Origin of the sequence: Streptomyces sp. NPDC002619 (genome assembly GCF_042889305.1) — a bacterium.
Lineage (GTDB): Bacteria > Actinomycetota > Actinomycetes > Streptomycetales > Streptomycetaceae > Streptomyces.
The window spans coordinates 46,682-69,886 of sequence record NZ_JBIAQV010000029.1; the positions used below are offsets into that span (position 1 = coordinate 46,682).

Sequence of the window (23,205 nt, forward strand, 5' to 3'; positions counted from 1 at the left end):
CCGTGTCAGGCGAACGTTCCCGACATCACTCAATGAAGTTCAGTAGCGACCGAGGGCCGTACAAACGTCGAGATCGTTGCAGCACCTATCTTCGAGGGGTGGAACTGACATGCGCCTCACGGCCGCAGTGATTCAACAGCTTCTGGATCAAAATGAAGGGTTCGTGAAGAAGACCACAAACGCCCAAAAGAACTTCACGGAATACAGAACGTACACCATTTCGGGCGGACAGCTTCACATCCGTGCGTCAGGTAAGACTTCGTGGGCGGACAGCCGCTATGACAGGACGGACCCCGCCACTCTGGAGCAGACAAGATACTTCCTGAACAAGTATCTGCACCTCTTGAACACTGACGGGCTATGGTGAGCGTGAAACAAAAAAGGGCCCGCCCTCAGAAGGGGGCGGGCTTCTTTTATTCTCTCTCAACCCGAGGTAGACCCCTCTACCTCAGACCTGGGGTGCCGACGTGGCAGTGCAACCAACCGGCCGGGATGCGGCACGCAAGGAATTAATTCATTCACGGCCTTACGACAGCGCAGGAAAGAAAGAGTCTTGCGGTGGCATGAACGCGGGGTATGCTGCTGGCTACTCAAGGGTGGAGCTGCCCCGACGCCTACCTGCTAATGGCCAAGCGATAAGGAGAATCCTACTGTAATGACCGAGGAAGAGTGGTTGAAGAAGTGGTCCGCACAGCTCCCTGAACGTGATGAGGAGTGGTACAAGGAGCTGCTGACCATCTACGGCTACAAGGTGATTCAGCCAAATGGGCCCGGGAATGGCCTCATGATTTTGGAAGGAGAAGAAGTCGAGGAATAGGAGACCGCTATGCGCGGTCTCGGGCGCTCCACTCACTTGCTGCTGCGTGAAGTAATTAATTCCGGACTTGATTAATTCATTCACAGAATAGGGCTTGAGTGGGGGTAATACTTTAAAATCAATCAGAAAGGACCCACCGGGGGTGCTGTCCTTCGTGCGTGTACGGGTTTAAAAGATTGCCCTACGCGGCGATTTATTTCCCCCAATCCTCGTTCCAGCCCATTAGTGAGTACCGGCTGACGCCGGCCTGGCATCTGGGGGGCTTCGGCGTGGGCCCCTACCGTCCTGCTCCCTGCCTAACAGGGGTCCGGAAGGAAATAAATAACCCCCCATCTGCGTGAGGTGCGTCTCGCTTTGGGGGTTCATGTCTCAGAATGTCGATTTTGACACTGACTGTTGCTGTTTTTGGCTTATGGATGCGCGACAGAGTCGATTTACCCTTTATTTGACGAAAGAACCCATTCCAGGGGTGGTTTTGATGAGTCCCTGGTTCCTGAGAGCCACCAAAGCCTTCTGAGCAGTGGCCTGAGCAACGCCATACTCCTGGGTGAGGGCCACCACAGAGGGCACACGAGCCCCGGAAGGCAGTGTGCCGGCCTCAATCTGGCCCCGGATGCGCTCTGCGATCTGCTCCCACCGCGGCCTGGTGTCGTCCCACTCGATCATGCTCCGACTACAGCACGCTATAGAGCCCACGGCGATTGGTAGCGCGCCTAGGCGTTCTGGGGCATGCTATGTCTGAGATGGAAAAACGGGCTTCAGAGGCCGTGTGGCGGCGTCTGAAGCCCTTGCCGGCCACATGACTAGGAAGTGACCGACCATGAACGACTCTACCTACTGCGACTTCCACCAGGGATGGGGAGGGAGGACCGTCCTCGTCCGCATCGTGGAGCGAGGGTCTGGTCCCAGCGTGGGCCTGTACGCCTGCCGGTCCTGCCAGGAGCTGAATCGCTTGAAACCTTTGGTGGGCACTGAGCAGTGACGGCGCGGAGATGGACGCCCAGGACAGCCCAGAAGGCCCTTCTCAACCACACAGGCCGCTGCCCTACGTGCCAGCACACCGGAGCCTATTGCCGGATTGCCAGGTCCATGGAGGAGCGCTGGAAGAAGGTGGTGGAAGCTCTGTTGGACAGTGAGGCTCCCGGCCCGCGGATGACTGTCCGGGTCTACACGGTGAACGCCCAGGGACAGCCGACCAGTGCTCCAGTCACCATGTTCGAGGCCAAGCAAGGGGACAAGCTAGAGCCAGTGATCTCGTCCCAATGGCCACCGTGCCAGTGCCCGCAGCATCGACGATGACCAGGACCCCCCGCCGAAGCCGGGGGTCCTTCGTCTTTCGGGCCTACATCGCCGGCAGAGGAGTATCCGCTACTCAGGCAGCATCTTCTTCGGGCGAGGCGACGAAGCCCTCAGGCGAGGTCGGCCCTGGTGTACTGGGCGGGTCTGGCTTCCTGCATCGCCCTTAGAATCTCGTCGCGGATCATTGCGCGCATCGGGTCATCGGTCATCATTCTTCTCCTTGGATATTCTCTGAATCTCAGCAAGCTGAATCGCTTGCATGAGGTTCCCGTCTCCCTGGCCTCCTGATGCGCAGCAGCGCGCCAGTCGCGGCCGCGCTCGGACGTTACGGGTTTTCATCCCTCACCCTGCCCCGGGGAGGAAAAACCGGAGTGGTTGAGCAAGGACGAGGAGGAATCGACGGCATCGAGACGAGACGAGATCCGATTCCCCGAGTGTCAGCGAGGCACGGGATCAACAAACCAATCCGGGCCGTTCAGAGGCCCGTTGAAGACCTTACTGCCGAGGCTCCCGCCTCGGTGGTTACTGATGTTGAGCAGCCTCACCAAGGCTGCTTGAACTTGAACTGAGATCAGACAACAAAAAGCCGCCCCCTGCGGAAGGGAGCGGCCTCTTGAGAGGATAGAATAGCCAGGACTTAGACCGCCCCGGCTGGGGTCAACTGTATTTAAGAAGGGGCGTAGGACTCGCCCTTGGTATCAAGCGTCTGAGCCTGCTGATTCGTTAACGCTTCGCTCCATCCTCATTCGGACACTCTGCGCCCATGCCGCAGAGGGGAACGGGCTGCCGCGCTTGGCGAGGTTGTCGCACTCCGCTTCCCAACGCTGAGCGTCCTCAGGCGTCCTGAACATCCAGTCGCCATGGTTGCCGTCCCACGGGATGTTGTGCTTGTGCGTCGCGCACTCTTCCCGCTTCCCCTGGGCATCCATTGAGGCCACTGTGGACGGGATGAGCAAGCACCGAGCCGAAGCTGGAGGCGCCAACAGTCCAGCCTTGGTCAGATTGAGTCGCGCTTGCCGGTAGCGGCTCGCGTCGTAGGGATCCCCCTTCTTGTTGGTCAGGATGAGTTCCAACTCTCCGGACCCCAACGGTGCATGTCCGCCGCGCTGCATCCGATCCAAAGCCAGCAACCACATGCGCGTTTCCAGGTGGAGAACGGCACTGCCGATTGCGGGGCTGGAGTGCTTCGGCCGGTGAACCTTCGCAAACCAGTAGCTCACAGGCCCTCCTGCTCATCCAGCCAGCGGTCAAGGTCGCCGGGGCGGCACCGAAGAGACTGCCCAACCTTACGGAACGGGATTCGTTCGGCCTTCCAGTTCCCGTACACCCACGACCTGGGCTTGTTCAGGTAGTCGGCCACTTCGTCGACTGTCATTAGCTTACTCAAATAGATCTCCAGAAAGAGAAAGCCCCCGAGTCGCCTCGGGGGCCGTTGCTATATGAACTTGGGTGGTAGAAGGCTGCAGATTATGTCGAGAGATTCGACATGGATTCCAAAATCTTTGTCGTCTTCTCGGTCAATTCTCCTCCGGCCTTTCCGGCGACCGTGCTGAGGTAGCCTTCACGACGCGCCTTCTTCAAGTGGTCCTTAATCGTCTCTGGTTGACGGCCGATGAGCCGAGCGAGATGCCGCACAGGGGCTACCGCCCCACTGTCAGCCATGGCCTTATACGTGGACGCGAGCATGGCCAAGTACCTCTCTGAGACTCCTTCGTTGGCCAGCAGAAGGCTGGCCGCTTCACCCATCTCATTGAGTTGCTTGGACCTGTTCTCCAGGGTGCTCTGGGCTTCTGGCGCCATCTTGGCCAGATTCAGGGCCGCCGCGAGGTCGAGCCTGCGCAACACGGTCGTGGAGATACCTCGGGCCACGTCACGGGCAGACGCGTCAGCGGCTGACTCAACGGTGATGCGCTGGGGGCCGCCTGTCACGGGCCCTGTCGGCCACCACATCCGGACTGTCCACCCCCCTTGCTGCTGTTCGATCTCGAAGCCGCTCTCATCTGCCCGCATGCCCTCAGCGTACACCACCCCGGGTGATCCACCCGGGGTTGACAACCCAGGGTGGTCAGGTCAATCTGAGGTTAGGCGCTCCCGGCGTACCGGTCGAGCGCTTCCCTTGGATAGAAAGGCCAGCACCTCAGTGGCTCGAGCTTGGGTTGCACGTTCGAAAGACGACCCGAAGAAGTGGACGACTTTTTGGTACGACCCCGATGGCAAGCAGCGGCAGAAGACGTTCGAGACCAAGAAGCGAGCGGACGACCACCGCAAGCGCAAGGAACAGGAACTCGACGCCGGCACCTACCTGGACGACAGGCTCGGCAAGCAACCCGTAACGGCTGTGTGGGAGCAGTGGGCCAATCAAAGGAAGCTGGAGAACAGCACCAAGAAGCAGTACCGGTCGATCCTCAACACGACCATTGAGCCGTTCTTCAAGGCCCGTTCCATCGTGTCGCTCAAGGTGGCGGACATCGAGCAGTGGCTTCTGTGGATAGAGACGGACCGGAAGCTGTCTGCTCGGACGCGTCGGCAACGCTTCTCGTTCTTCTCCGGGATGATGGACTGGGCTGTCGTGAACGAGATCGTCGGCCGGAACCCGTGCAAGAAGATTAAGCACGCTGGCAGCCGCGCCAAGGAGATCCGCGAGCACAAAAGCAGGGCGCGGCGGCTCACGACACGGGAGGTTCTGGCAGTCCTGGGGTCGGCGCCGGCGCGGTACCAGGCGATGCTGTGGCTCATGGCTGGCTGTGGGCTCCGACTCGGAGAGGCCATGGCCGTCTCACGGGACCAGGTCGACTTCAAGGCCGAAGTGCTCCGTGTCGACTTCCAGATAGCGGAGGACGGCGAGACCGAGTCCGGGAAGAACAGCGCCGTACAGCGGCGGCACATCAAGGCGCGGGACGCGGAGGAGTCGGGACGGATGGTGCCGCTGCCGCCGAACGTGGCCTTCGCGTTGCGACGGCACATCAAAAACCACGGTGTGTGGGGACCGGAACGACTCCTGTTCCCCAATGTCACCCGCTCCGGCTACCTGTACGCCTCGTACTTCTACCGGCAAATCTGGCTGGTGGCCCTGGATATGGGCGGGGTGGAGTACTGCAAGCCCCACAGCTTCCGCCACTACTACGGGTCCCGACTGCTATACGCAGGCGTCCCCGAGAACGACGTGGCCGACTGGATGGGACACAGCAGCACAGACGTGCTGAGGGAGCACTACCACTACGTCTTCGAGGGAGCGGAGCAGCGAGGCCGGGCAGCCATCGCCACGATGCTGACCCCCGGCGCCGATGACCCGACGGAGCGGGAACAGTCGGAGGTGGCCTGACGGCCCTATGCGAACGGCCCCCGGCGTTATGCCGGGGGCCGTAGTGTTTCCGCAGGTCAAGTGCTCTTTCTGTCTCAGTTCCAGCCCAGGATTCCCCCAGCGTGACGCCCAGGAACGGCCCGAAACGGGCCCCAACGGAGCGGAAGCCGTGACCGACTCGCCGGACCCTTGAGATGGCCCCTGACCTGCAAAAAACCTGCTAGGGAAGGTTCCTCGCCATCACGATGCGCTGGACCTGGTTCGTGCCTTCATAAATCTGCGTGATCTTGGCGTCGCGCATCATGCGCTCGACCGGGTAGTCACGGGTGTAGCCGTAGCCGCCGAGCAGCTGGACCGCGTCCGTGGTGACCTCCATCGCCACGTCCGAGGCGAAGCACTTCGCCGCCGCGCCCTGGAAGGTCAGGTCGCTGTCGCCGCGCTCCGACTTGGCCGCCGCCACGTACGTCAGCTGGCGGGCGGCCTCGATCTTCATGGCCATGTCGGCGAGCATGAACTGGATCCCCTGGAAGTCGGCGATCGGCTTGCCGAACTGCTTGCGCTCCTGGACATAGCCCTTGGCGTAGTCGAAGGCGCCCTGCGCGACACCGAGGGCCTGGGCGGCGATGGTGATGCGGGTGTGGTCCAGGGTCTTCATCGCTGTGGCGAAACCGGTGCCCTCCGCGCCGATCATGCGGTCGGCCGGGATGCGGACGTTGTCGAAGTAGACCTCGCGGGTCGGGGAGCCCTTGATGCCGAGCTTCTTCTCCGGGGCGCCGAAGGAGACGCCCGGGTCCGACTTCTCGACGACGAAGGCGGAGATGCCCTTCGAGCGCTTCGACGGGTCGGTCACCGCCATCACCGTGTAGTACTCGCTGACACCGGCGTTGGTGATCCAGCGCTTGACACCGTTGAGGATCCAGTGGTCGCCGTCGCGGACCGCCTTCGTCTTCATGCCGGCCGCGTCGGAGCCCGCCTCCGGCTCCGAGAGGCAGTACGAGAACATCGCGTCGCCCTTGGCCAGCGGGGCGAGGTACTTCTTCTTCAGGTCCTCCGAGCCGGAGAGGATCACCGGCAGGGAGCCCAGCTTGTTCACGGCCGGGATCAGCGAGGAGGACACACAGGCGCGGGCGACCTCCTCGATCACTATGACCGTGGCGAGCGCGTCGGCGCTCGCGCCGCCGTACTCCTCGGGCACGTGCACGGCATGCAGGTCGTTCGCGACCAGCGCGGCCAGCGCCTCCTGCGGGAAGCGGGCCTCCTCGTCCACCGCGGCGGCGTACGGCGCGATCTTCGCCTCGGCCAGCGAGCGGACGGCGTCGCGGAGCATGTCGTGCTCCTCGGCGGGGCGGTACAGGTCGAAGTCAGCCGATCCGGCCAAGGTCTCTCACGCTCCAAAGACACAGTGATATTGACGCAGCATGACGCTAATTACCGTTAAGTAACTGAAATTTTAGGGGCCCGCCCACAGGACGCCTACGTGAGCTTGGCGACAGCGGGAAAGTTGCCCGCCGAAGAGCTGCCACACGCCCCGACTATGCTCTGCCTCGCATCCCCTGACGTACCCCTTCTGGAGCACCCATGAGCCTCAAGATCACCGTGATCGGCACCGGCTACCTCGGCGCCACACACGCCGCGGCCATGGCCGAGCTGGGGTTCGAGGTGCTGGGGCTCGACGTCGTACCCGAGAAGATCGCCCTGCTCCAGCGCGGCGAGGTTCCGATGTACGAGCCGGGTCTTGAGGACCTGCTGCGCCGGCACGTGGCAGGGATCGAGGGTTCCTCGGGCCGGCTCCGGTTCACCATGGACTGGGCCGAGGTGGCTCGGTTCGGCGATGTGCACTTCGTGTGTGTGAACACTCCGCAGAAGCACGGCGAGTACGCGGCGGACATGTCGTACGTCGACGCCGCCATCGCCTCGCTGGCCCCGCATCTGACCGGTCCCACGCTGGTCGTCGGCAAGTCCACCGTGCCCGTCGGCTCGGCCGACCGGCTGGCCGCCTACCTGGCCGAGCACGCGCCCGCCGGCGCCGACGCCGAGCTGGCCTGGAACCCGGAGTTCCTGCGCGAGGGCTTCGCCGTCGAGGACACGCTGCACCCGGACCGGATCGTGGTCGGCGTGCGCAGCGAGCGGGCGGAGAAGCTGCTGCGCGAGGTGTACGCGACACCGGTCGGCGAGGGCACGCCGTTCGTCGCGTGCGACTTCCCGACCGCCGAGCTGGTGAAGACGTCCGCCAACTCGTTCCTGGCCACGAAGATCTCCTTCATCAACGCGATGGCGGAGGTGTGCGAGGCCGCGGGCGGTGACGTCGCCAAGCTGGCCGAGGCCATCGGGCACGACGACCGGATCGGCCGGAAGTTCCTGCGGGCCGGGATCGGCTTCGGCGGCGGCTGTCTGCCGAAGGACATCCGGGCGTTCATGGCGCGTGCGGGCGAGCTGGGCGCGGACCAGGCGCTGACGTTCCTGCGCGAGATCGACTCCATCAACATGCGTCGGCGTGGCCAGATGGTCGAGATGGCCCGCGAGGCGCTGGGCGGCGGCTCCTTCCTGGGCAAGCGGGTCGCGGTCCTCGGCGCCGCGTTCAAGCCCGACTCGGACGACGTCCGTGACTCGCCCGCGCTCAATGTGGCGGGCCAGATACACCTCCAGGGCGGCCAGGTCACGGTGTACGACCCGAAGGGCATGGACAACGCCCGCCGCGTCTTTCCGACCCTCGGCTACGCCCCCACGGCCCTCGACGCCGTCCGCGGTGCCGACGTGGTGCTGCACCTCACCGAGTGGCGCGAGTTCCGCGAGCTGGACCCGGCGGTGCTGGGCGAGGCGGCGACGGCGAAGGTGCTCCTGGACGGCCGCAACGCCCTCGACCCGGAGGTCTGGCGCCGGGCGGGCTGGAGGTACCGGGCGATGGGCCGCCCGACCGCATGACCTCGCAGGCGTGAGCGAGCCGAAGGGCGCGCCGGTGTCGAGGGGGCATGGGGGTCCCCCCGCTCGAGCGAAGCCGAGAGTGGGGGAGCGCGGAAGCCCGAAGGGCTGAGCACGGTCGGGCTCTCGACACCGGCTGGAGCGCCCGGAGGCGAACGAACAATTGACAGGGGACGACACCGGTTCGGCCGAGGCTCAGTCGGCCGAACCGGTGTCTTGTCGCATTCTGCACCACCCGGGCGGCGAACCAGGCGCGCCTTACGCTTCCTTGGCCCGGTATCGGCGCATCTTCGCGCGGGCCCCGCACACCTGCATCGAGCACCAGCGGCCGCGGCAGGCCGGGCTGCGGTCGTAGTACGCCCAGTGGCAGGTGACAGACTCGCAGGCCTTCAGGCGGCCCCACGTGCCGGCGACCACCGACTCGGCGACGGCGGCGGCGACGCGGTTGGGCAAGGGGCCGTTTTCGGCCGGGGTGAGTGTCGCCGAGCCGTCCGCCTCGTCGACGGACACGTACAGCGGGGCGCCCGCCAGCAGCGCGCCCAGCGGGGTCACCGCGCGGTGCGGCGGATGGCCCGCGTGTGCGAGGAGCACCGCGCGCAGCGACTCGCGCAGTTCGCGGGCGTACGGCACCTCGTCCTGCGAGAGTCCGAAGCGCGCCCGGCCGTCCTCCGTGTCGAGCGTGTCGGCGCCCGACTCGAGGTCCAGCGTGTTCACCAGGGACTCGACCAGGGCCAGGCCTCCGGGTGCGGGCGATCTCTCACTCATGCTTGCGACGTTACCTCCTATGCGGGAGCATGCAGTAACCGTTACCGGCTACACGCCTTTATGGGTAACTCGAGGAGGAGTCATGGCTCTTGCCAAGCTGGGTGCCGTCGTCCTGGACTGTCCGGACCCCCGCGCGCTGGCAGGTTTCTACGCCGAGGTGCTGGGCGGCACGGTCGAGGGCGACGCCGAGTGGGTCGACCTGACGGTGGCTGACGGCCAGACGATCGCCTTCCAGGTCTCGCCCGGATTCGTACCGCCGAAGTGGCCCGCGCCCGACGACTCGCAGCAGTTCCACCTGGACCTGGCGGTGCCGGACCTGGACGCGGCGGAGAAGGCGGTGCTGGAGCTGGGCGCGAAGCCGCTGGACGCAAAGGACAGGTCACGGACCTGGCGTGTGTACGCGGATCCGGCGGGGCACCCTTTCTGTCTCTGCGCCTGCTGAACACAGCCGAACCGATTTCGGAGGGGTCCCCATGGCACCCGTGGCCCGATTCCGTTCCGTCGTGCTCGACTGCCCCGACCCGCTCGCGCTCGCCGCGTTCTACGCGGCGGTCGTGGGCGGCACACCCCGGGCCGAGGACGACGACTGGGTCGTCCTCCAGGTCCCGGACGGGCCACGGCTCGCCTTCAACCGGGAGCCGGGGTACCGGCCGCCCGCCTGGCCGCGCGCGGGAGACAACGCGCAGCAGGTCCATCTCGACCTCGACGCAGGTTCGACCTGGGAGGAGGTCGACGCGGCGCACGCGCGCGTGCTGGCGCTGGGTGCGCGCCCGCTGGACCTGGCGGACCGGGAGGAGAAGGACTTCCAGGTGTACGCCGATCCGGCCGGGCACCCCTTCTGCCTGTGCCGGATCGTGAAGCCCTGAAGTGAGGCGGTTCAGCCGTCCAGCTCGGCGATCAGGTGCGGGTAAGAGGAGGCGTCGCCGGGGTCCTGGGGGTGGGCGGCTCCGGAGTCGTACGTGCCGGACAGGCCGACGCACTGGGGTCGGCGGAAGTGGTACCGGAAAGCCGTACCGTGCCGGTACGAGTTTCCGGTACCACAACTGGCCGGGTCAGCCGTCCAGTGACTCCAGCGTCGCGTTCGACGGGCCCCGGGTCGACCGGAGGTCGCGGGCCACGTCCTCCGCCGCGCTCAGGACCCGTACCGCGTTCTGCCAGGTCAGCTTGGACACGTCGGGCTTCGACCAGCCGCGGGTCAGGAGTTCCGCGATCAGGTTGGGGTAGCCGGAGACGTCGCTGAGGCCGTCCGGGGTGAAGGCCGTGCCGTCGTAGTCGCCGCCGATGCCGAGGTGGTCGATGCCCGCCACCTCGCGCATGTGGTCGAGGTGGTCCGCCACCGTCGAGACCGTGGCGACCGGGCGCGGGTGATCCTCCTCGAAGGCTCGGTGGACCTTCATCGCCTCCTCGGTCGTGTCGAGGTGGTGGAAGCCGTGTGCGCGCATGTTGTCGTCGGCCGCGGCCGTCCAGTCCACGGCCGCCTGGAGCACGAACTTCGGTACGAACGTCACCATCGCCATGCCGCCGTTGGCGGGGAGGCGTTCGAGGACGTCGTCGGGGATGTTGCGCGGGTGGTCGCACACCGCCCGGGAGGAGGAGTGGGAGAAGATCACCGGCGCGGACGTCGCAGCCAGCGCGTCGCGCATCGTCGTCGCCGCCACGTGCGAGAGGTCGACGAGCATGCCGAGGCGGTTCATCTCGCGGACCACCTCGCGGCCGAACGCCGACAGGCCGCCGACGTTCGGCTGGTCCGTCGCCGAGTCCGCCCACGGGATGTTGTCGTTGTGGGTGAGCGTCATGTAGCGGACGCCCAGCTCGTACAGACCCCGCAGCGTGGCCAGGGAGCCCGCGATCGAGTGCCCGCCCTCCGCGCCCATCAGCGAGGCGATACGGCCCTCCGCACGCGCCGCCTCCATGTCGGCGGCGGTCAGCGCGGCCCGCAGGTCAGCGGGATAGCGGGCGATCAACTGCCGTACACAGTCGATCTGTTCGAGGGTCGCCGGGACCGCGTCCGGCTGGTCCGAGCGGACGTACACCGACCAGTACTGCGCCCCGACCCCGCCCTCGCGCAGCCGCGGGATGTCGGTGTGGAGGTAGGCGTTCTGGTGGGCGGCGATGTCGCGGGCGTCGAGGTCGTAGCGGACCTGTTCGCGCAGCGCCCACGGGAGGTCGTTGTGCCCGTCGACGACGGGGAACTCGCGCAGCAGCGCCCGGGCTTCGTCGAGAGAGGTCGATGAGGTCTGAGAAGTCATACCTGTCACTTCCCGAAGCCGAAGCCGCCCGACCCCTCCACCTTGGAGCGCAGCCGGCGCCCCTTCTCGGTGGCCTGGTCGTTCAGCTCCTGCTGGAACTCGCGCATCCGGGCCATGAGTTCCTCGTCGTGCGTGGCGAGGATGCGCGCCGCGAGCAGACCGGCGTTGCGGGCACCGCCGACGGAGACCGTGGCGACGGGGACACCGGCCGGCATCTGCACGATGGACAGGAGCGAGTCCATGCCGTCCAGGTGCTTCAGCGGCACGGGGACGCCGATGACCGGCAGCGGGGTGACGGACGCGAGCATGCCCGGCAGGTGCGCGGCACCCCCGGCGCCCGCGATGATCGCCTTCAGTCCGTGCTCGGCCGCCTGCTCGCCGTACGCGATCATCTCGCGCGGCATACGGTGCGCCGAGACGACGTCGACCTCGTACGCGATCTCGAACTCGTCTAGGGCCTGGGCGGCGGCCTCCATCACGGGCCAGTCGGAGTCGGACCCCATGACGATGCCTACAACAGGGCTCATTCGGTGATCGTGCCTCTCAGGTAACCGGCAGCGTGACGTGCGCGTTCCAGTACGTCGTCCAGGTCGTCGCCGTAGGTGTTGACGTGGCCGACCTTACGGCCGGGCTTCACGTCCTTGCCGTACATATGGATCTTGAGCTGGGGGTCGCGGGCCATGCAGTGCAGATACGCGGAGTACATGTCCGGGTAGTCGCCGCCGAGGACGTTGACCATGACGGTCCACGGGGCGCGCGGGCGCGGGTCGCCGAGCGGGAGGTCGAGGACCGCGCGGACGTGGTTGGCGAACTGTGAGGTGATCGCGCCGTCCTGGGTCCAGTGGCCCGAGTTGTGCGGGCGCATCGCCAGTTCGTTGACGAGGATGCGGCCGTCACGGGTTTCGAACAGTTCGACGGCGAGGTGGCCGACGACGCCGAGTTCCTTGGCGATGCGCAGGGCCATCTCCTCGGCCCGCAGGGCGAGCTCCTCGGGCAGGCCGGGAGCGGGCGCGATCACGGTGTCGCAGACGCCGTTCACCTGCTGGGACTCGACGACCGGGTAGGCGACGGCCTGGCCGTGCGGGGAGCGTACGACGTTGGCGGCGAGCTCGCGGACGTAGTCGACCTTCTCCTCTGCGAGGACCGGGACACCGGCCCGGAACGGGTCGCTCGCCTCCTCCGCGGTCTCCACGACCCACACGCCCTTGCCGTCGTAGCCGCCGCGGACCGTCTTGAGGACGACCGGGAAGCCCTCGCCCTCCGCCGCGAAACGGACCACGTCCTCGAGGTCGGCGACGATCCGGTGCCGCGGGCACGGCACGCCGATCGCGTCGAGCTTCGCGCGCATCACGCCCTTGTCCTGGGCGTGCACGAGGGCGTCCGGGTCCGGGCGGACGGCGATGCCGTCCGCCTCCAGCGCACGGAGGTGCTCGGTGGGTACGTGTTCGTGATCGAAGGTGATCACATCGCAACCGCGCGCGAACTCACGCAGCGTGTCCAGGTCGCGATAGTCGCCGACGACGACCTCGCTGACGACCTGCGCCGCGGAATCCTGAGCGGTGTCACTGAGAAGCTTGAACCTGATGCCCAACGGGATGCCCGCCTCGTGTGTCATACGAGCGAGCTGGCCCCCGCCGACCATGCCGACTACCGGGAACGTCACGCCCCCAGGGTATCGGCCACGCCAGGTCGGCCGGATTGCGCGCCTGCGAGCAGTGCTCTTACCGGTTGTTTCACCAGCTCTTGTCCTGCTTTTCCGGTGCTCTTTCCGACTTGTTTCCGATCTGTGAGCTTGCCCACGGGCGCCGGAGAAGCCGGGTGGTTAGCATGACTGAGCTGACGAAAACCTACGGACGGGGGACTGCACGACCATGGAACGTGGTTCCTCGGGCTCGCGAAAGCTCGTCCACGAGATCGCCAAGTTCGGCGCGGTGGGTGCGGTGGGCACTGTCGTCAATTTCGGAGTGTCCAACCTGCTGTGGCATCTGACCACCCTGCAGGCCGTGCGCGCCAATGTGATCGCCACCCTCGTCGCCATCGCCTGCAATTACGTGGGTTTCCGCTACTTCACGTACCGGGACCGTGACAAGAGCGCGAAGAGCCGTGAGCTCACGCTCTTCCTGATCTTCAGCGCGATCGGCCTGGTCATCGAGAACGGCATCCTGTACGCCGCGATCTACGGCCTGCACTGGGAGAGCTCCCTGCAGCGCAATGTCTTCAAGGTGGTCGGCATCGGCCTCGCGACCCTGTTCCGCTTCTGGTCGTACCGCAGCTGGGTGTTCAAGGCGCTGCCGGTCCACGAGCCCGAGCCCGTCGCGGAACCCTTCCTCGCGCCGGAGCAGAGCGCCACGCGCGCCCGGCAGCGGGCGTAGGCGGCCGGACCCCGCGGTCAGCGCACCGTCGGCTCGTCCTCGACCTGTTGTTTCCTGAGCGGCGGTGTCCGCGACAGGAACAGGCCGAACACCGGCGGCTGGGCCTGGAGCAGTTCCAGGCGGCCGCCGTCCGCCTCCGCGAGGTCACGGGCCACCGCCAGGCCGATGCCCGTCGAGTTCCGGCCACTGATCGTCCGCTCGAAGATCCTTGCGCCGAGGTCGGCCGGGACCCCGGGCCCCTCGTCGGTGACCTCGACCACGGACTGGTTGCCGGTGACGCGGGTGCGCAGGGCGACCGTGCCGCCGCCGTGCATCAGCGAGTTCTCGATCAGTGCCGCCAGCACCTGGGCCACTGCGCCCGGCGTGCCCACGGCCTGAAGATGCCGCTTTCCCGAGCTGACGATCGCGCGGCCGGCGCTGCGGTAGGCGGGGCGCCACTCGGCGAGCTGCTGCTGGATGACCTCGTCGAGGTCGAAGGAGACGGCGGAGCCGGTGCGCGCGTCGCGGGCATTGGTGAGCAGCCGCTCCACGACGTCCGTCAGCCGCTCCACCTGTGTCAGCGCGACGTTCGCCTCCTCCTTCACCGTGTCCGGGTCGTCGGTGAGGGTGATCTCCTCAAGTCGCATCGACAGGGCGGTGAGGGGGGTGCGCAGCTGGTGGGAGGCGTCGGCGGCCAGCCGGCGCTCGGCGGTGAGCATCCGGGCGATGCGCTCGGCGGAGGAGTCCAGGACGTCGGCGACACGGTCCAGCTCGGGCACGCCGTACCGCTTGTGCCGGGGGCGCGGGTCGCCCGAGCCGAGGCGTTCGGCGGTCTCCGCGAGGTCGGTCAGCGGGGAGGCGAGACGGTTCGCCTGGCGTACGGCGAGCAGTACGGCGGCGACGACCGCGAGCAGCGCCACCGCGCCGATGATCAGCAGGGTGCGGCCGACCTCGCGCGTCACCGACGAGCGGGGCTCCTGCACGGTGACCCGCTCGCCCTCCTCGCCGTCGGCGCTGGAGTGGATGACATCGCCCTGCGGCTTGGTGCCGAGCTCGATCGGCGGCCGGCCGGGCATCGTGATGACGGCGTACTGACCCTCGCCGACCTGACTGCGCAGTATCTCGGCGTTGACGTTCTCCGCGCCGAGGATCCGGCTGTCCACGATGCTCGCGAGGCGCAACGCCTCGGAGTCCACGCGCTCCTGAGCGCTGTTGCTGATCGTCCGCGTCTCGACGATGACCAGCGACACACCGAACACGGCGATCACGACGAGAACGACGGCGAGGGTGGACTGGATCAGTCGACGGCGCATGTCCTGTTACCCGAGCGGCCCTGGGAGGGCTCAGCTCTTCTCGAAGCGGAATCCGACTCCACGCACCGTCGCGATGTACCGGGGGTTCGCCGCGTCGTCGCCGAGCTTCTTGCGGAGCCAGGAGATGTGCATGTCGAGCGTCTTGGTGGACGACCACCACGTCGTGTCCCAGACCTCGCGCATCAGCTGGTCCCGCGTCACGACGCGGCCGGCGTCGCGCACGAGCACCCGCAGCAGGTCGAACTCCTTGGCGGTGAGCTGGAGTTCCTCGTCGCCCATCCACGCGCGGTGCGACTCGACGTCGATGCGCACGCCGTGCGTGGCCGGGGGCTGCTGGGGCTCGGCGGAGCCGCGCCGGAGCAGGGCCCGGACCCGGGCGAGCAGTTCGGCGAGCCGGAAGGGCTTGGTGACGTAGTCGTCGGCGCCCGCGTCCAGGCCGACGACGGTGTCCACCTCGTCGGCGCGCGCGGTCAGGATGAGGATCGGAACGGTGTGGCCCTCGGCACGCAGTCGGCGGGCGACCTCCAGGCCGTCCATGCCGGGCAGGCCCAGGTCCAGTACGACCAGATCGACGCCGCCCTGCATTCCGGCGTCGAGCGCGGCGGGTCCGTCCTCGCGCACCTCCACCTCGTAACCCTCCCGGCGCAGGGCGCGGGCCAGCGGCTCAGAGATGGACGCGTCGTCCTCGGCGAGCAGTACACGGGTCATGAGGTGATGGTAGACCGCCTGCGCACGGACCTGGGGTGTGATGGCGACCAGGGATTCTTACCTTGGGGCACAGTGGTACGAACCTATGGGCGAGAGGTGCGATCGTAGGAGAGACCTTCGAAACCGGGTCCGCGGTTCCCCCGACACCTGTGATCCGTATCTCAAGTCCTTCCATATCCGGCAGTGTCCTGCCGTATGGTGACCTGAACGTCTGTAGTACACCGAGGGCCTTCCGCGGAAACTGTCGCTGAAGGTCCCTTTCGTGTGCGGGCCGGTCTGTGCCGGCCTCGAAAGGAATGACCTCTGGCCGGGCTCCCGACGCACCGTCGCGTCACGGGGCGTGGATCCCGGTGGTCGCCGTCCGCCGCTCCGCGATCCGGAGCGGGCTCCCCTCGGGCGTGGGGTGGACGCGTGGACCTGCCGGTGCCGGCCGCCTCCCCCCACGGGCGCGCAACGCTCCACCGCGCGTCCCGACCAGCAAGGAACGACCATGGCGTCCAGCCTGACGAAGGACTCGGTCCACCCGGGCACCCCCGGTTCCGAGAAGACCTTCTTCGGCCACCCCCGCGGACTGGCCACTCTCTTCATGACGGAGATGTGGGAGCGGTTCTCCTACTACGGCATGAAGGCCCTGCTCACCGTCTATCTGCTGTCCGGCGGCCCCGGCGCGGGCAAGGGCAGCATGGGCGGCGGCCTCGCCATGGACGTGGCCACCACCACGGTGATCGTCTCCGTGTACTCGGCGATGGTCTATCTGCTCGCCATGCCTGGTGGCTGGCTCGGTGACCGCGTCTGGGGTCCGCGCAAGACGGTGACCATCGCGGCCGTGACGATCATGTCGGGTCACATCGTGCTGGCGCTGCCCGGTGGCCAGGCTCCGTTCTTCGCCGGTCTGGCGCTGGTCGCGGCCGGTTCGGGTCTGCTGAAGGCCAACATCTCCACCATGGTCGGTCACCTCTACAACGGCCCGGACGACCCGCGTCGCGACGGTGGCTTCACGATCTTCTACATGGGCATCAACGCCGGTGCGTTCTTCGCCCCGCTGGCCATCGGCACCGTCGGCCAGAAGGTCAACTGGCACCTCGGCTTCGGCATGGCCGCGGTCGGTATGGCGATCGGTCTCGCCGCGTTCCTGCTGGGCACCCGCAACCTGAGCCCGAAGAGCACCGTCGTCCCGAAGCCGCTGGCGGCCGAGGAGCGCGCGACGTTCCTGCGCAAGGGCCTGACCTGGGTGATCATCGCCGCCGTCTTCTACGGCGTCGTCGGCGTCACCGGCCACTTCACCCTGAACTGGGCGATGATCCCGCTCACGGTCATCGGTCTGATCGTGCCGGCGGGCGTGCTGCTGCGCATCAAGCGGGACAAGGACCTCTCGACCGCCGAGCAGTCGAAGATGACCGGCTACATCTGGTTCTTCGTCGCCGCCGCCGTGTTCTGGATGATCTACGACCAGGGCGCCTCCACGGTCCAGGCGTTCGGCGAGGGCAAGGCCTCCGGCTCGCTGCTGGGCTTCGACTTCCCGTCCTCCTGGTACCAGTCGCTGAACCCGCTGTTCATCATGGCGCTGGCCCCGGTGTTCGCCTGGGTCTGGATGTGGCTGAACCGCCGGGACAAGGAGCCGAGCACCATTGTGAAGTTCGCGATGGGTCTGATCCTGATCGGTGTGTCGTTCTTCTTCTTCCTGGTCCCGCTGGGCATGGCGGCGAACGGCACCGCGGTCAGCCCGATGTGGCTGGTGGGCATCTACTTCATCCAGACCGTCGGTGAGCTGTGCCTGTCGCCGGTCGGCCTGTCGGTGACGACGAAGATGGCCCCGGCCAAGTACGCCAGCCAGATGATGGGCGTCTGGTTCCTCGCGGTCACCGCGGGCGACTCGATCACCAGCCTCCTGTCCAACCCCGCGATAGCCGGCATCGACCTCGGCGGCAGGGGAGCCGTCCTCGGCGAGGCCCTGCTCGCCGCACTCGCGGGCTTCGCGGTCTACATGTACCGCCGCAAGGTGAAGACCCTGATGGGCGACGTCCGCTGATGTCCCCGCACTGAACGCTCAAGGGCCGTCGCACCCACAGGTGCGACGGCCCTTGAGCGTTGTGCGGCGCCCAACGCCCAGGACGAGTCAGCGGGTTCGTCGACCCGGCAGGAACGTGAACACCGCGCCGCCCAGCAGGATCGCCGTGCCGGCCACCAGGCCCAGGGCCTTCAGGGCACCGTGGTCGTCCGAGCCAGTTGCGGCCAGGCCGCCCGAGGTGGACGTGCCGCCGCCTGTCGACGAGCCGCCCGAGCTCGAGGTGCCGCCGGACGCGCCGCCCGGTTGCTGTGTGGTGTCCAGGGTCAGGGAGACCTCCGTCTTCTGCGGTGTGCAGGTCGTCGTCGTGCCGAGGGCCTTGACCGTGAGCACGCCCGGGGACAGCGTCGACGTGCCGCTCGCGCCCGGCTTGTAGGTGCCGGTCAGGTCGGGGATCTCGATCGGGTCGCCCGACTTGATGTCGTTCGCGTTCGTCGGTCCCTCCACATGCACGGTGCCCTTGTCGGCGCCGCCCAGGACCACCTCCATCGACGGCTTCACGGAGTCCTTGGGGATGTCGGCGGGGCTGTCCATCACCGACTTCTTGAACTGCACCGTGAGGTCGTAACTCCCGCGGTTCTTCCTGGCGTTGATCTGCACCGGCGAGGTCGCGCTCTTGTCGCCGATCGGCGTCTTGCAGGCGTACGGCACCTGGACCTCCTTGCCGGTGAAGTCGGTCTGCCCGCTGCCGCCGCTCTCCGAAGCGGAGGCAGAGGCAGACGGGGAGGGGGAGGAGGAAGCCGACCCGCTCGGGGTGTTCGACGGCCCCGGTGACGTGCTCGACGTACCCCCGTCGCCCGGCGTCACCTCGATCGTCGCCGCCTTCTGCACCGTCTCCGTCGGCGTGCACTTCGTGTCCGTCGACATGGCGTTCACGGTGTACGCGTCCGGCGTCAGCGTCACCTCGCCCGGCGTCGTCAGTTTCAGCGAGCCCTTCATGGCGGACAGCACCATGGCGGCGCCCTTGGGGATCGCCGGGTTCTCGCGCGGCCCCTGCATCGCGATGTCGGCGGCCTGCGCACCCGCCGCCTTGACGATGCCGGACGGCTGGACCGAGTTGGCGGGCAGGTCGATGATGTCGGGGTTCTTCGACGCGGCCTGCACGAACGTCCACACGACGTCGACCGTGTCGCCCACCTTCGCCGTCGCCGGCGCGGTGACCTCGACCTTGGTGGTCCCGTCGACGGGCTCGATGCCCGCGGGCGGTACGCAGTGCGTGGCGAACGACACCTCGGCCGCCTGCGCGGGCGCCGCCGCCACCCCCAGCAGGACGCCCGCCCCGCCGAGTACCAGTGCGGCCGCCGCCGCGCCCGCTCTGCGTCCGCCGGCCGGTGTGACTCTCCTTCGCATGCTCACGTGTGTCCCTTCCTGCTGGGAGTCGTAGGACTCGTCGGGCTGTCGTCGTGCGGTGCGGAGAGCCGACCGGCCGTGCCCGGACCGGAGTCCGGGGTGAACCACGGCAGGGTCGAAGTCGGTGGTGCGGGAGGTGCCTGCTGGTGCCGGAACTTCGGCATGCGGAACGCCGGTCGGGGGATCGTTCGGTGCCGGACACCGGTCGCCCCGCCCGGCCGTACCCGGTCCACGACCGCCATCCCGGCGCGGAACACCGCCGCCGGCACGACCAGGCAGAGCAGGATCCAGAACAGTGTCACGCCCCAGGGCCGGCCCACACCCCAGGGCTGCTCGGCGAGCACCTTGCCGCCGTACCGGAGCGAGACGGTGTAGTCGCCATGCGCCCCGGCCGCGAGCTCCAGCGGCAACTTGATCTGCGCCTTCCTGCCGGGCGCAAGGGTGCCGCGCCACTGCTGCTCGTCCCACTGCGGGGCGAACACGCCGTGCGCGGTGCCGACCTGGAACACGGGGTCGCGGACGGCAGACGTGCCCACGTTGCCGACCGTGAAGACCAGCGTGCGGGACGGGGGCGCGCCGAACCAGGTGAGCAGTCCGCTGGATCCCGCGAGCCGGATGTCGGTGAGGACGGACAGGCGGCCGTCGGCGGTTTCGGCCGGCAGCGGTGCCACGGCGTGCCCGGCGACCTGGAAGACGGCGTCCGCCTCGGCCTTCGTCCCGGTGACGGTGGCCACGTGCACGACGCAGGGGCAGGGCACGGGCGGTTCGGCGACGGGGAGTTGCCGGTGGAAGCCCCCGCCGGCGTCGGTGGTGACGGCCCGTCCGTCCGCGTTGGCGCAGGAGTTGGTGCCGCCGATCACGCCCCGGGACGGCGTGGCCCGTCCGCAGATCAGCATCATCAGCAGGGTGCGCGGGCGCCAGCCACTGCCGCTGACGGTGATCGAGCCGCCCGTGCCCGCCTGCGACTCGGACAGCGTCACGGCCGGCCGGTCCGTCGCCGACGCCGTGCCCGCGAGCGGCGCCAGGAGCAGCGCGAGGACCGCCACCAGCGCCGGTATCCGCAGCTTGCCGCTCACGTCACCGCTCCCGTCAACTCGACTTCCCTGTCCGGCTGTTCGGCCGCCTCTTCGGTCGTGCGACGCCTGCGCAGCCGTACGACGGCCGCCGCGCCCGCGCACAAAGTCATGGCGAGACCCGTCCCCAGCGCCGCCCACGGCACGAACCGCACCGACGTCCCCGCCGTGTCGTGCGCGCCGCCGGCCGCGGTCGCCGTCAGGCGTACGTCGACCGCGTCCAGGGCGGGCCGGTCGGGCCAGGGCTCGGTCAGGCGCAGCCGGCGGCCCGGGGGCAGTTGGACGTGCAGGGTGCGCGGGGCGCGGTCCAGGACCGTTCCGAAGACACCGTCCGCGCGCACGGCGAGCTTCGGAACGAGGACGGTCGTACCGCGATTGACCAGGTCGTACGTGATGCGGTCGCCATGCACGGCGACGTGTTCCACGGTCAGCGCCGACAGCCTGGGGCCGCCGACGCGCAGCCGGATCCGGACGCTGTACGTACGGCCGGCGCCGTCGCGGGCGGTGATCGTGCCCGGGCGGTCGCCGGGCTCGGCCCCGGCCGGGACGGCCACCGTGAAGGGGACGTCGGCGCGGGTGCGGGCGGGCACGCGCACCGCGGCCTCGGCGAAGGTGACGCGGACGCCGGTGCCGCGCAGCCGTACCGTGACCGGCCCGCCGGTGCGGTTGGTCACGGACAGCGTGTCCTGCAGGACCGCGCCGGGGGTGCCCTCGGCGTAGAACGACGGGCGTCCGCCGCCCGAGGGCGCGAGGGACCAGCCCTCGGCCGCGGTCGCCGCCGGGGCGGCACCCAGCAGCAGGAGGAGAGACAGGCACGACAGGCACAGGACACGGGCGAGGGACGGCATCGGCGGCTCCAGCGGTCGGGCCCGGACGGTCAGCGTCGTACGGGCTGGTGACGCCTCGTCAGCCACAGCCCGCCCGCCGCGCCCGCGAGGAGGACCGTGCCGCCGAGCGTGCCGAGGGCGATCGCCGAATCCTCCGGACCGGTCTGCGGAAGCTGTCCGCCGGAGTCGGCACCGCTCTGCGAGGCCGAGCCGCTTCCGCCGCCGCCCGCCGCCGTCACGTCCAGGGTCAGCGAGGGCTTGGGGTTGTTGGCCGGAGTACAGGTCGTCGTCGTACCGAGCGCCTTGATGGTGAGGTTGGCGGCGGTGAAGGTGACCTTGCCCGACTTCTTCGGCGTGTAGGTGCCACTCAAGTCGTTGATCTTGATGGGGGTGTTGGCGGGGATCGCGGCCTGGTTGGCCGGGCCCGACACGTTCATCGTGCCGCTGTCCGCGCCGCCCAGCTTGATGGTGGCGCTCGGGTTCATCGCGCCCTTGCCCAGTTCGACCGGGCTGGAGGAGACGCCCTTCTGCCAGGACATGGTGATCCGGTATCCGCTGCCGCTCCTGACACTTTTGATGTCGATGGGAGAGACCGCGCTCTTGTCCCCGATCGGCGTCTTGCACTGGTAGTTGACGTCGACGACCTCGGCATGGGCCGCCGGCGCGGCCAGCAGCACCGCCGAGCCGGCCAGCGCGGCGGCGGACGCGAGCGCGGCGGTTCGTTTCGGGTACGACACGGCGGGCCACCTCATTCCTGACGGCACATCAGATCGGCCGTCAAGGTACGCCGGGGCTCGTGAGGAGGGAAGACACGACGCACGCCTGAAGTTGTGACGATCCGGCGTGCGCGCGCAGGGGTTCGGGTGGAGAGGGTGACCCCGGGTAACCCGGAGCTGGAAGGATGGCGTCAGGCCGGGGCGCCCAGCTCCGCCCAGACCGTCTTGCCCGCGACGCCGGGAGTCCGTACGACCCCCCAGTCCAGACACAGGCGCTGCACGATGAACATCCCGTGGCCGCCGGGGCGACCGGCGCGGTGCGGGGTACGCGGGGCCGGCTGGCCGGTGCCGCGGTCGGAGACCTCGAGCCGGATCACCTTGTTGTCGCAGGACAGGAGCAGCTCGTCGGGGCCCTCGGCGTGCAGACAGGCGTTGGTGACCAGTTCGGAGACGACGAGCAGCACGTCCTCGGCGGCGGCGCGCTGGTCGGCGGTGGCGGCGGGGAGCCAGCCCCAGGCGTACAGCGCCTGGCGGGTGAAGTCGCGGGCGAGTGGCACGACCCCGCTCTCGCCATCGAGGCGCAGCCTGCGGACCTGCGGCCCATCCGACGGCACGGCCGTCGCCCCCTCGGTGCTCATCAGCGCTTCACCTCACCGATTCGCCGGTTCGCGATTCAGTAGTCAGTACGTCGGTACAGCTGGCTCAGTACAGGTCGTTACGGGTCGTTACAGGTCGGTACGTACGTCGTACGCAAGTCGTTCGTGGTTCACCCGAGGCTTTGCCTGCCGACGGGCTCAGGTTGTCTCCTGCCCGGCGGATCCGGCGGAACACCCCCTTGTGCGGCGGCGGCGCCGGAGCCTGTATCGGCCCAGGTCAGCCGGTCCCGTCGGCCAGGGCTGCCTCGATCGAGTCGTGGACGGTGAAGACCGCCCCCGCACCCGTGATCTCGAACACACGGGCCACCACGGGGAGCATCCCCGCGAGGTGCACCCCACCCCCGGCGGCCTCCGCCTTCAGGCGTGTGCCGAGAAGCACGTTCAGGCCCGTGGAGTCGCAGAACTCGAGTCGCGAACAGTCCACGACGAGCCGCGAGAACCCCTTGGCGAGGAGGCCGTCGAGCGGCTCGCGCAACAGATCGGCGGTGTGGTGATCGAGCTCACCCGCCGGTGTCACAACTGCGCTGGAGCCTGCTTCCCGCACCTCCACCAGAAGCCGGCCCGACTGTGCGCTGCCGACCGTCCCGCGGTCCATGCCGTCTCTCTCCCGAGGTCGTGGCTGCTGACTGATGCCCTCGAACACTACGCCTTCCCTACGCACTCCGACACCCGAACAACCGCCCAGAATCGGACATATGACAACAGAATGCACTTGCGACGGACTCGGTGAAACGGGTAGGGCTAGTAGGGACAGGAAATCGACACGGCCGGCTTGGAGGCGCCGCACGCCGCAGTG

25 protein-coding genes are annotated in these 23,205 nt (G+C 67.9%); 8 read left to right on the top strand and 17 right to left on the bottom strand.

Translation table 11 applies throughout. From position 1 onward, the window contains the following. Positions 1-109 precede the first annotated feature (109 nt). Both ACFYXB_RS32550 and ACFYXB_RS32555 read left to right on the top strand, forming a co-directional pair. The gene (locus ACFYXB_RS32550) at positions 110-367 is read left to right on the top strand and encodes a hypothetical protein (RefSeq protein ID WP_389588441.1); all 258 of its coding nucleotides are present in this window, start codon (positions 110-112) and stop codon (positions 365-367) included. A gap of 288 nt (positions 368-655) precedes the next feature. Then, positions 656-817 (top strand): hypothetical protein, encoded by a 162-nt coding sequence (locus tag ACFYXB_RS32555; protein ID WP_389588443.1) that lies wholly within the window; start codon positions 656-658, stop codon positions 815-817. 441 nt (positions 818-1,258) lie between these two features. Here the strand turns inward: ACFYXB_RS32555 and ACFYXB_RS32560 are convergent, their stop codons facing one another. The 4 genes from ACFYXB_RS32560 to ACFYXB_RS32575 all read right to left on the bottom strand — a co-directional run bounded on the left by ACFYXB_RS32560 (position 1,259) and on the right by ACFYXB_RS32575 (position 4,126). Further along, positions 1,259-1,483: a GntR family transcriptional regulator gene (locus tag ACFYXB_RS32560; RefSeq protein WP_389588445.1), complete on the bottom strand. Its 225-nt coding sequence runs from the start codon at positions 1,481-1,483 to the stop codon at positions 1,259-1,261. A 1,331-nt stretch (positions 1,484-2,814) separates the two neighbouring features. Beyond that, a complete protein-coding gene (locus ACFYXB_RS32565; protein ID WP_389588447.1) occupies positions 2,815-3,336 on the bottom strand; it encodes a hypothetical protein in 522 nt (173 codons plus the stop codon). Next, the gene (locus tag ACFYXB_RS32570; RefSeq protein WP_389588450.1) at positions 3,333-3,491 is read right to left on the bottom strand and encodes a helix-turn-helix domain-containing protein; all 159 of its coding nucleotides are present in this window, start codon (positions 3,489-3,491) and stop codon (positions 3,333-3,335) included. Before ACFYXB_RS32570 ends, ACFYXB_RS32565 begins: the two co-directional genes overlap by 4 nt. 92 nt (positions 3,492-3,583) lie before the next feature. Continuing rightward, positions 3,584-4,126, bottom strand: coding sequence for a hypothetical protein (locus ACFYXB_RS32575; RefSeq protein ID WP_389588452.1), 543 nt, complete (start codon positions 4,124-4,126; stop codon positions 3,584-3,586). A 130-nt stretch (positions 4,127-4,256) separates the two neighbouring features. Between ACFYXB_RS32575 and ACFYXB_RS32580 the strand changes: the two genes are divergently transcribed. Further along, positions 4,257-5,438, top strand: a complete 1,182-nt coding sequence (locus ACFYXB_RS32580; protein ID WP_389588512.1) for a tyrosine-type recombinase/integrase — start codon at positions 4,257-4,259, stop codon at positions 5,436-5,438. 199 nt (positions 5,439-5,637) lie between these two features. Here the strand turns inward: ACFYXB_RS32580 and ACFYXB_RS32585 are convergent, their stop codons facing one another. After that, complete coding sequence (locus tag ACFYXB_RS32585) at positions 5,638-6,795, bottom strand: acyl-CoA dehydrogenase (protein WP_389588454.1); 1,158 nt, start codon at positions 6,793-6,795, stop codon at positions 5,638-5,640. Positions 6,796-6,995: 200 nt separating this feature from the next. Here ACFYXB_RS32585 and ACFYXB_RS32590 point away from each other — a divergent pair, with 200 nt between their 5' ends. After that, positions 6,996-8,339 carry a UDP-glucose dehydrogenase family protein gene (locus ACFYXB_RS32590; protein WP_389588456.1) on the top strand — a complete coding sequence of 448 codons (1,344 nt, stop codon included), beginning with the start codon at positions 6,996-6,998 and terminating at the stop codon, positions 8,337-8,339. A 255-nt stretch (positions 8,340-8,594) separates the two neighbouring features. Here the strand turns inward: ACFYXB_RS32590 and ACFYXB_RS32595 are convergent, their stop codons facing one another. Next, positions 8,595-9,101, bottom strand: coding sequence for a CGNR zinc finger domain-containing protein (locus ACFYXB_RS32595; RefSeq protein WP_389588458.1), 507 nt, complete (start codon positions 9,099-9,101; stop codon positions 8,595-8,597). An 82-nt stretch (positions 9,102-9,183) separates the two neighbouring features. Here ACFYXB_RS32595 and ACFYXB_RS32600 point away from each other — a divergent pair, with 82 nt between their 5' ends. Together ACFYXB_RS32600 and ACFYXB_RS32605 are read left to right on the top strand one after the other, a co-directional pair. Further along, on the top strand, positions 9,184-9,543 hold the full coding sequence (locus ACFYXB_RS32600; protein ID WP_389588460.1) for a VOC family protein: 360 nt from the start codon (positions 9,184-9,186) through the stop codon (positions 9,541-9,543). 31 nt (positions 9,544-9,574) lie between these two features. Then, the gene (locus ACFYXB_RS32605; RefSeq protein WP_351350897.1) at positions 9,575-9,967 is read left to right on the top strand and encodes a VOC family protein; all 393 of its coding nucleotides are present in this window, start codon (positions 9,575-9,577) and stop codon (positions 9,965-9,967) included. Between the two features lie 186 nt (positions 9,968-10,153). On the opposite strand, the gene ACFYXB_RS32610 is transcribed toward ACFYXB_RS32605, so the two are convergent. Genes ACFYXB_RS32610 through ACFYXB_RS32620 form a run of 3 tightly spaced genes read right to left on the bottom strand, consistent with a single transcriptional unit; the run spans position 10,154 to position 13,013 of the window. Continuing rightward, entirely contained in the window at positions 10,154-11,350 is a 1,197-nt protein-coding gene (locus ACFYXB_RS32610) for a dipeptidase (protein ID WP_389588463.1), read from the bottom strand. Positions 11,351-11,355: 5 nt separating this feature from the next. After that, positions 11,356-11,853 (bottom strand): 5-(carboxyamino)imidazole ribonucleotide mutase, encoded by a 498-nt coding sequence (purE, locus tag ACFYXB_RS32615; protein WP_351350950.1) that lies wholly within the window; start codon positions 11,851-11,853, stop codon positions 11,356-11,358. 20 nt (positions 11,854-11,873) lie between these two features. After that, positions 11,874-13,013, bottom strand: a complete 1,140-nt coding sequence (locus ACFYXB_RS32620; RefSeq protein WP_389588465.1) for a 5-(carboxyamino)imidazole ribonucleotide synthase — start codon at positions 13,011-13,013, stop codon at positions 11,874-11,876. A 208-nt stretch (positions 13,014-13,221) separates the two neighbouring features. Between ACFYXB_RS32620 and ACFYXB_RS32625 the strand changes: the two genes are divergently transcribed. After that, positions 13,222-13,722 carry a GtrA family protein gene (locus tag ACFYXB_RS32625; protein ID WP_351350892.1) on the top strand — a complete coding sequence of 167 codons (501 nt, stop codon included), beginning with the start codon at positions 13,222-13,224 and terminating at the stop codon, positions 13,720-13,722. A 17-nt stretch (positions 13,723-13,739) separates the two neighbouring features. Here ACFYXB_RS32625 and ACFYXB_RS32630 read toward each other — a convergent pair whose 3' ends face one another. After that, on the bottom strand, positions 13,740-15,014 hold the full coding sequence (locus ACFYXB_RS32630; RefSeq protein ID WP_351350890.1) for an ATP-binding protein: 1,275 nt from the start codon (positions 15,012-15,014) through the stop codon (positions 13,740-13,742). A gap of 30 nt (positions 15,015-15,044) precedes the next feature. Then, a complete protein-coding gene (locus ACFYXB_RS32635) occupies positions 15,045-15,722 on the bottom strand; it encodes a response regulator transcription factor (protein ID WP_351350888.1) in 678 nt (225 codons plus the stop codon). A gap of 490 nt (positions 15,723-16,212) precedes the next feature. On the opposite strand from ACFYXB_RS32635, the gene ACFYXB_RS32640 reads away from it, so the two are divergent. Beyond that, complete coding sequence (locus ACFYXB_RS32640; protein ID WP_389588469.1) at positions 16,213-17,751, top strand: peptide MFS transporter; 1,539 nt, start codon at positions 16,213-16,215, stop codon at positions 17,749-17,751. Positions 17,752-17,838: 87 nt separating this feature from the next. Here the strand turns inward: ACFYXB_RS32640 and ACFYXB_RS32645 are convergent, their stop codons facing one another. The 6 genes from ACFYXB_RS32645 to ACFYXB_RS32670 all read right to left on the bottom strand — a co-directional run bounded on the left by ACFYXB_RS32645 (position 17,839) and on the right by ACFYXB_RS32670 (position 23,004). Next, positions 17,839-19,137: a hypothetical protein gene (locus ACFYXB_RS32645; protein ID WP_389588471.1), complete on the bottom strand. Its 1,299-nt coding sequence runs from the start codon at positions 19,135-19,137 to the stop codon at positions 17,839-17,841. A gap of 2 nt (positions 19,138-19,139) precedes the next feature. Beyond that, positions 19,140-20,213, bottom strand: a complete 1,074-nt coding sequence (locus ACFYXB_RS32650; RefSeq protein WP_389588473.1) for a hypothetical protein — start codon at positions 20,211-20,213, stop codon at positions 19,140-19,142. Then, the gene (locus ACFYXB_RS32655) at positions 20,210-21,058 is read right to left on the bottom strand and encodes a hypothetical protein (protein ID WP_351350880.1); all 849 of its coding nucleotides are present in this window, start codon (positions 21,056-21,058) and stop codon (positions 20,210-20,212) included. Before ACFYXB_RS32655 ends, ACFYXB_RS32650 begins: the two co-directional genes overlap by 4 nt. Before the next feature lie 29 nt (positions 21,059-21,087). After that, positions 21,088-21,774, bottom strand: coding sequence for an LPXTG cell wall anchor domain-containing protein (locus ACFYXB_RS32660; protein WP_389588475.1), 687 nt, complete (start codon positions 21,772-21,774; stop codon positions 21,088-21,090). A 170-nt stretch (positions 21,775-21,944) separates the two neighbouring features. Next, entirely contained in the window at positions 21,945-22,391 is a 447-nt protein-coding gene (locus ACFYXB_RS32665) for an ATP-binding protein (protein WP_351350876.1), read from the bottom strand. A 235-nt stretch (positions 22,392-22,626) separates the two neighbouring features. Beyond that, positions 22,627-23,004: an STAS domain-containing protein gene (locus ACFYXB_RS32670; RefSeq protein ID WP_351350874.1), complete on the bottom strand. Its 378-nt coding sequence runs from the start codon at positions 23,002-23,004 to the stop codon at positions 22,627-22,629. Positions 23,005-23,205: the final 201 nt, after the last annotated feature.

Coding starts and splice junctions, on each gene's coding strand:
- ACFYXB_RS32610 (WP_389588463.1), bottom strand. CDS start 11,350: ATGACTTCTCAGACCTCATCGACCTCTCTCGACGAAGCCCGGGCGCTG.
- ACFYXB_RS32630 (WP_351350890.1), bottom strand. CDS start 15,014: ATGCGCCGTCGACTGATCCAGTCCACCCTCGCCGTCGTTCTCGTCGTG.
- ACFYXB_RS32570 (WP_389588450.1), bottom strand. CDS start 3,491: ATGACAGTCGACGAAGTGGCCGACTACCTGAACAAGCCCAGGTCGTGG.
- ACFYXB_RS32635 (WP_351350888.1), bottom strand. CDS start 15,722: ATGACCCGTGTACTGCTCGCCGAGGACGACGCGTCCATCTCTGAGCCG.
- ACFYXB_RS32670 (WP_351350874.1), bottom strand. CDS start 23,004: ATGGACCGCGGGACGGTCGGCAGCGCACAGTCGGGCCGGCTTCTGGTG.
- ACFYXB_RS32590 (WP_389588456.1), top strand. CDS start 6,996: ATGAGCCTCAAGATCACCGTGATCGGCACCGGCTACCTCGGCGCCACA.
- ACFYXB_RS32575 (WP_389588452.1), bottom strand. CDS start 4,126: ATGCGGGCAGATGAGAGCGGCTTCGAGATCGAACAGCAGCAAGGGGGG.
- purE (WP_351350950.1), bottom strand. CDS start 11,853: ATGGGGTCCGACTCCGACTGGCCCGTGATGGAGGCCGCCGCCCAGGCC.
- ACFYXB_RS32550 (WP_389588441.1), top strand. CDS start 110: ATGCGCCTCACGGCCGCAGTGATTCAACAGCTTCTGGATCAAAATGAA.
- ACFYXB_RS32595 (WP_389588458.1), bottom strand. CDS start 9,101: ATGAGTGAGAGATCGCCCGCACCCGGAGGCCTGGCCCTGGTCGAGTCC.
- ACFYXB_RS32655 (WP_351350880.1), bottom strand. CDS start 21,058: ATGCCGTCCCTCGCCCGTGTCCTGTGCCTGTCGTGCCTGTCTCTCCTC.
- ACFYXB_RS32665 (WP_351350876.1), bottom strand. CDS start 22,391: ATGAGCACCGAGGGGGCGACGGCCGTGCCGTCGGATGGGCCGCAGGTC.
- ACFYXB_RS32560 (WP_389588445.1), bottom strand. CDS start 1,483: ATGATCGAGTGGGACGACACCAGGCCGCGGTGGGAGCAGATCGCAGAG.
- ACFYXB_RS32605 (WP_351350897.1), top strand. CDS start 9,575: ATGGCACCCGTGGCCCGATTCCGTTCCGTCGTGCTCGACTGCCCCGAC.
- ACFYXB_RS32625 (WP_351350892.1), top strand. CDS start 13,222: ATGGAACGTGGTTCCTCGGGCTCGCGAAAGCTCGTCCACGAGATCGCC.
- ACFYXB_RS32645 (WP_389588471.1), bottom strand. CDS start 19,137: ATGCGAAGGAGAGTCACACCGGCCGGCGGACGCAGAGCGGGCGCGGCG.
- ACFYXB_RS32600 (WP_389588460.1), top strand. CDS start 9,184: ATGGCTCTTGCCAAGCTGGGTGCCGTCGTCCTGGACTGTCCGGACCCC.
- ACFYXB_RS32640 (WP_389588469.1), top strand. CDS start 16,213: ATGGCGTCCAGCCTGACGAAGGACTCGGTCCACCCGGGCACCCCCGGT.
- ACFYXB_RS32555 (WP_389588443.1), top strand. CDS start 656: ATGACCGAGGAAGAGTGGTTGAAGAAGTGGTCCGCACAGCTCCCTGAA.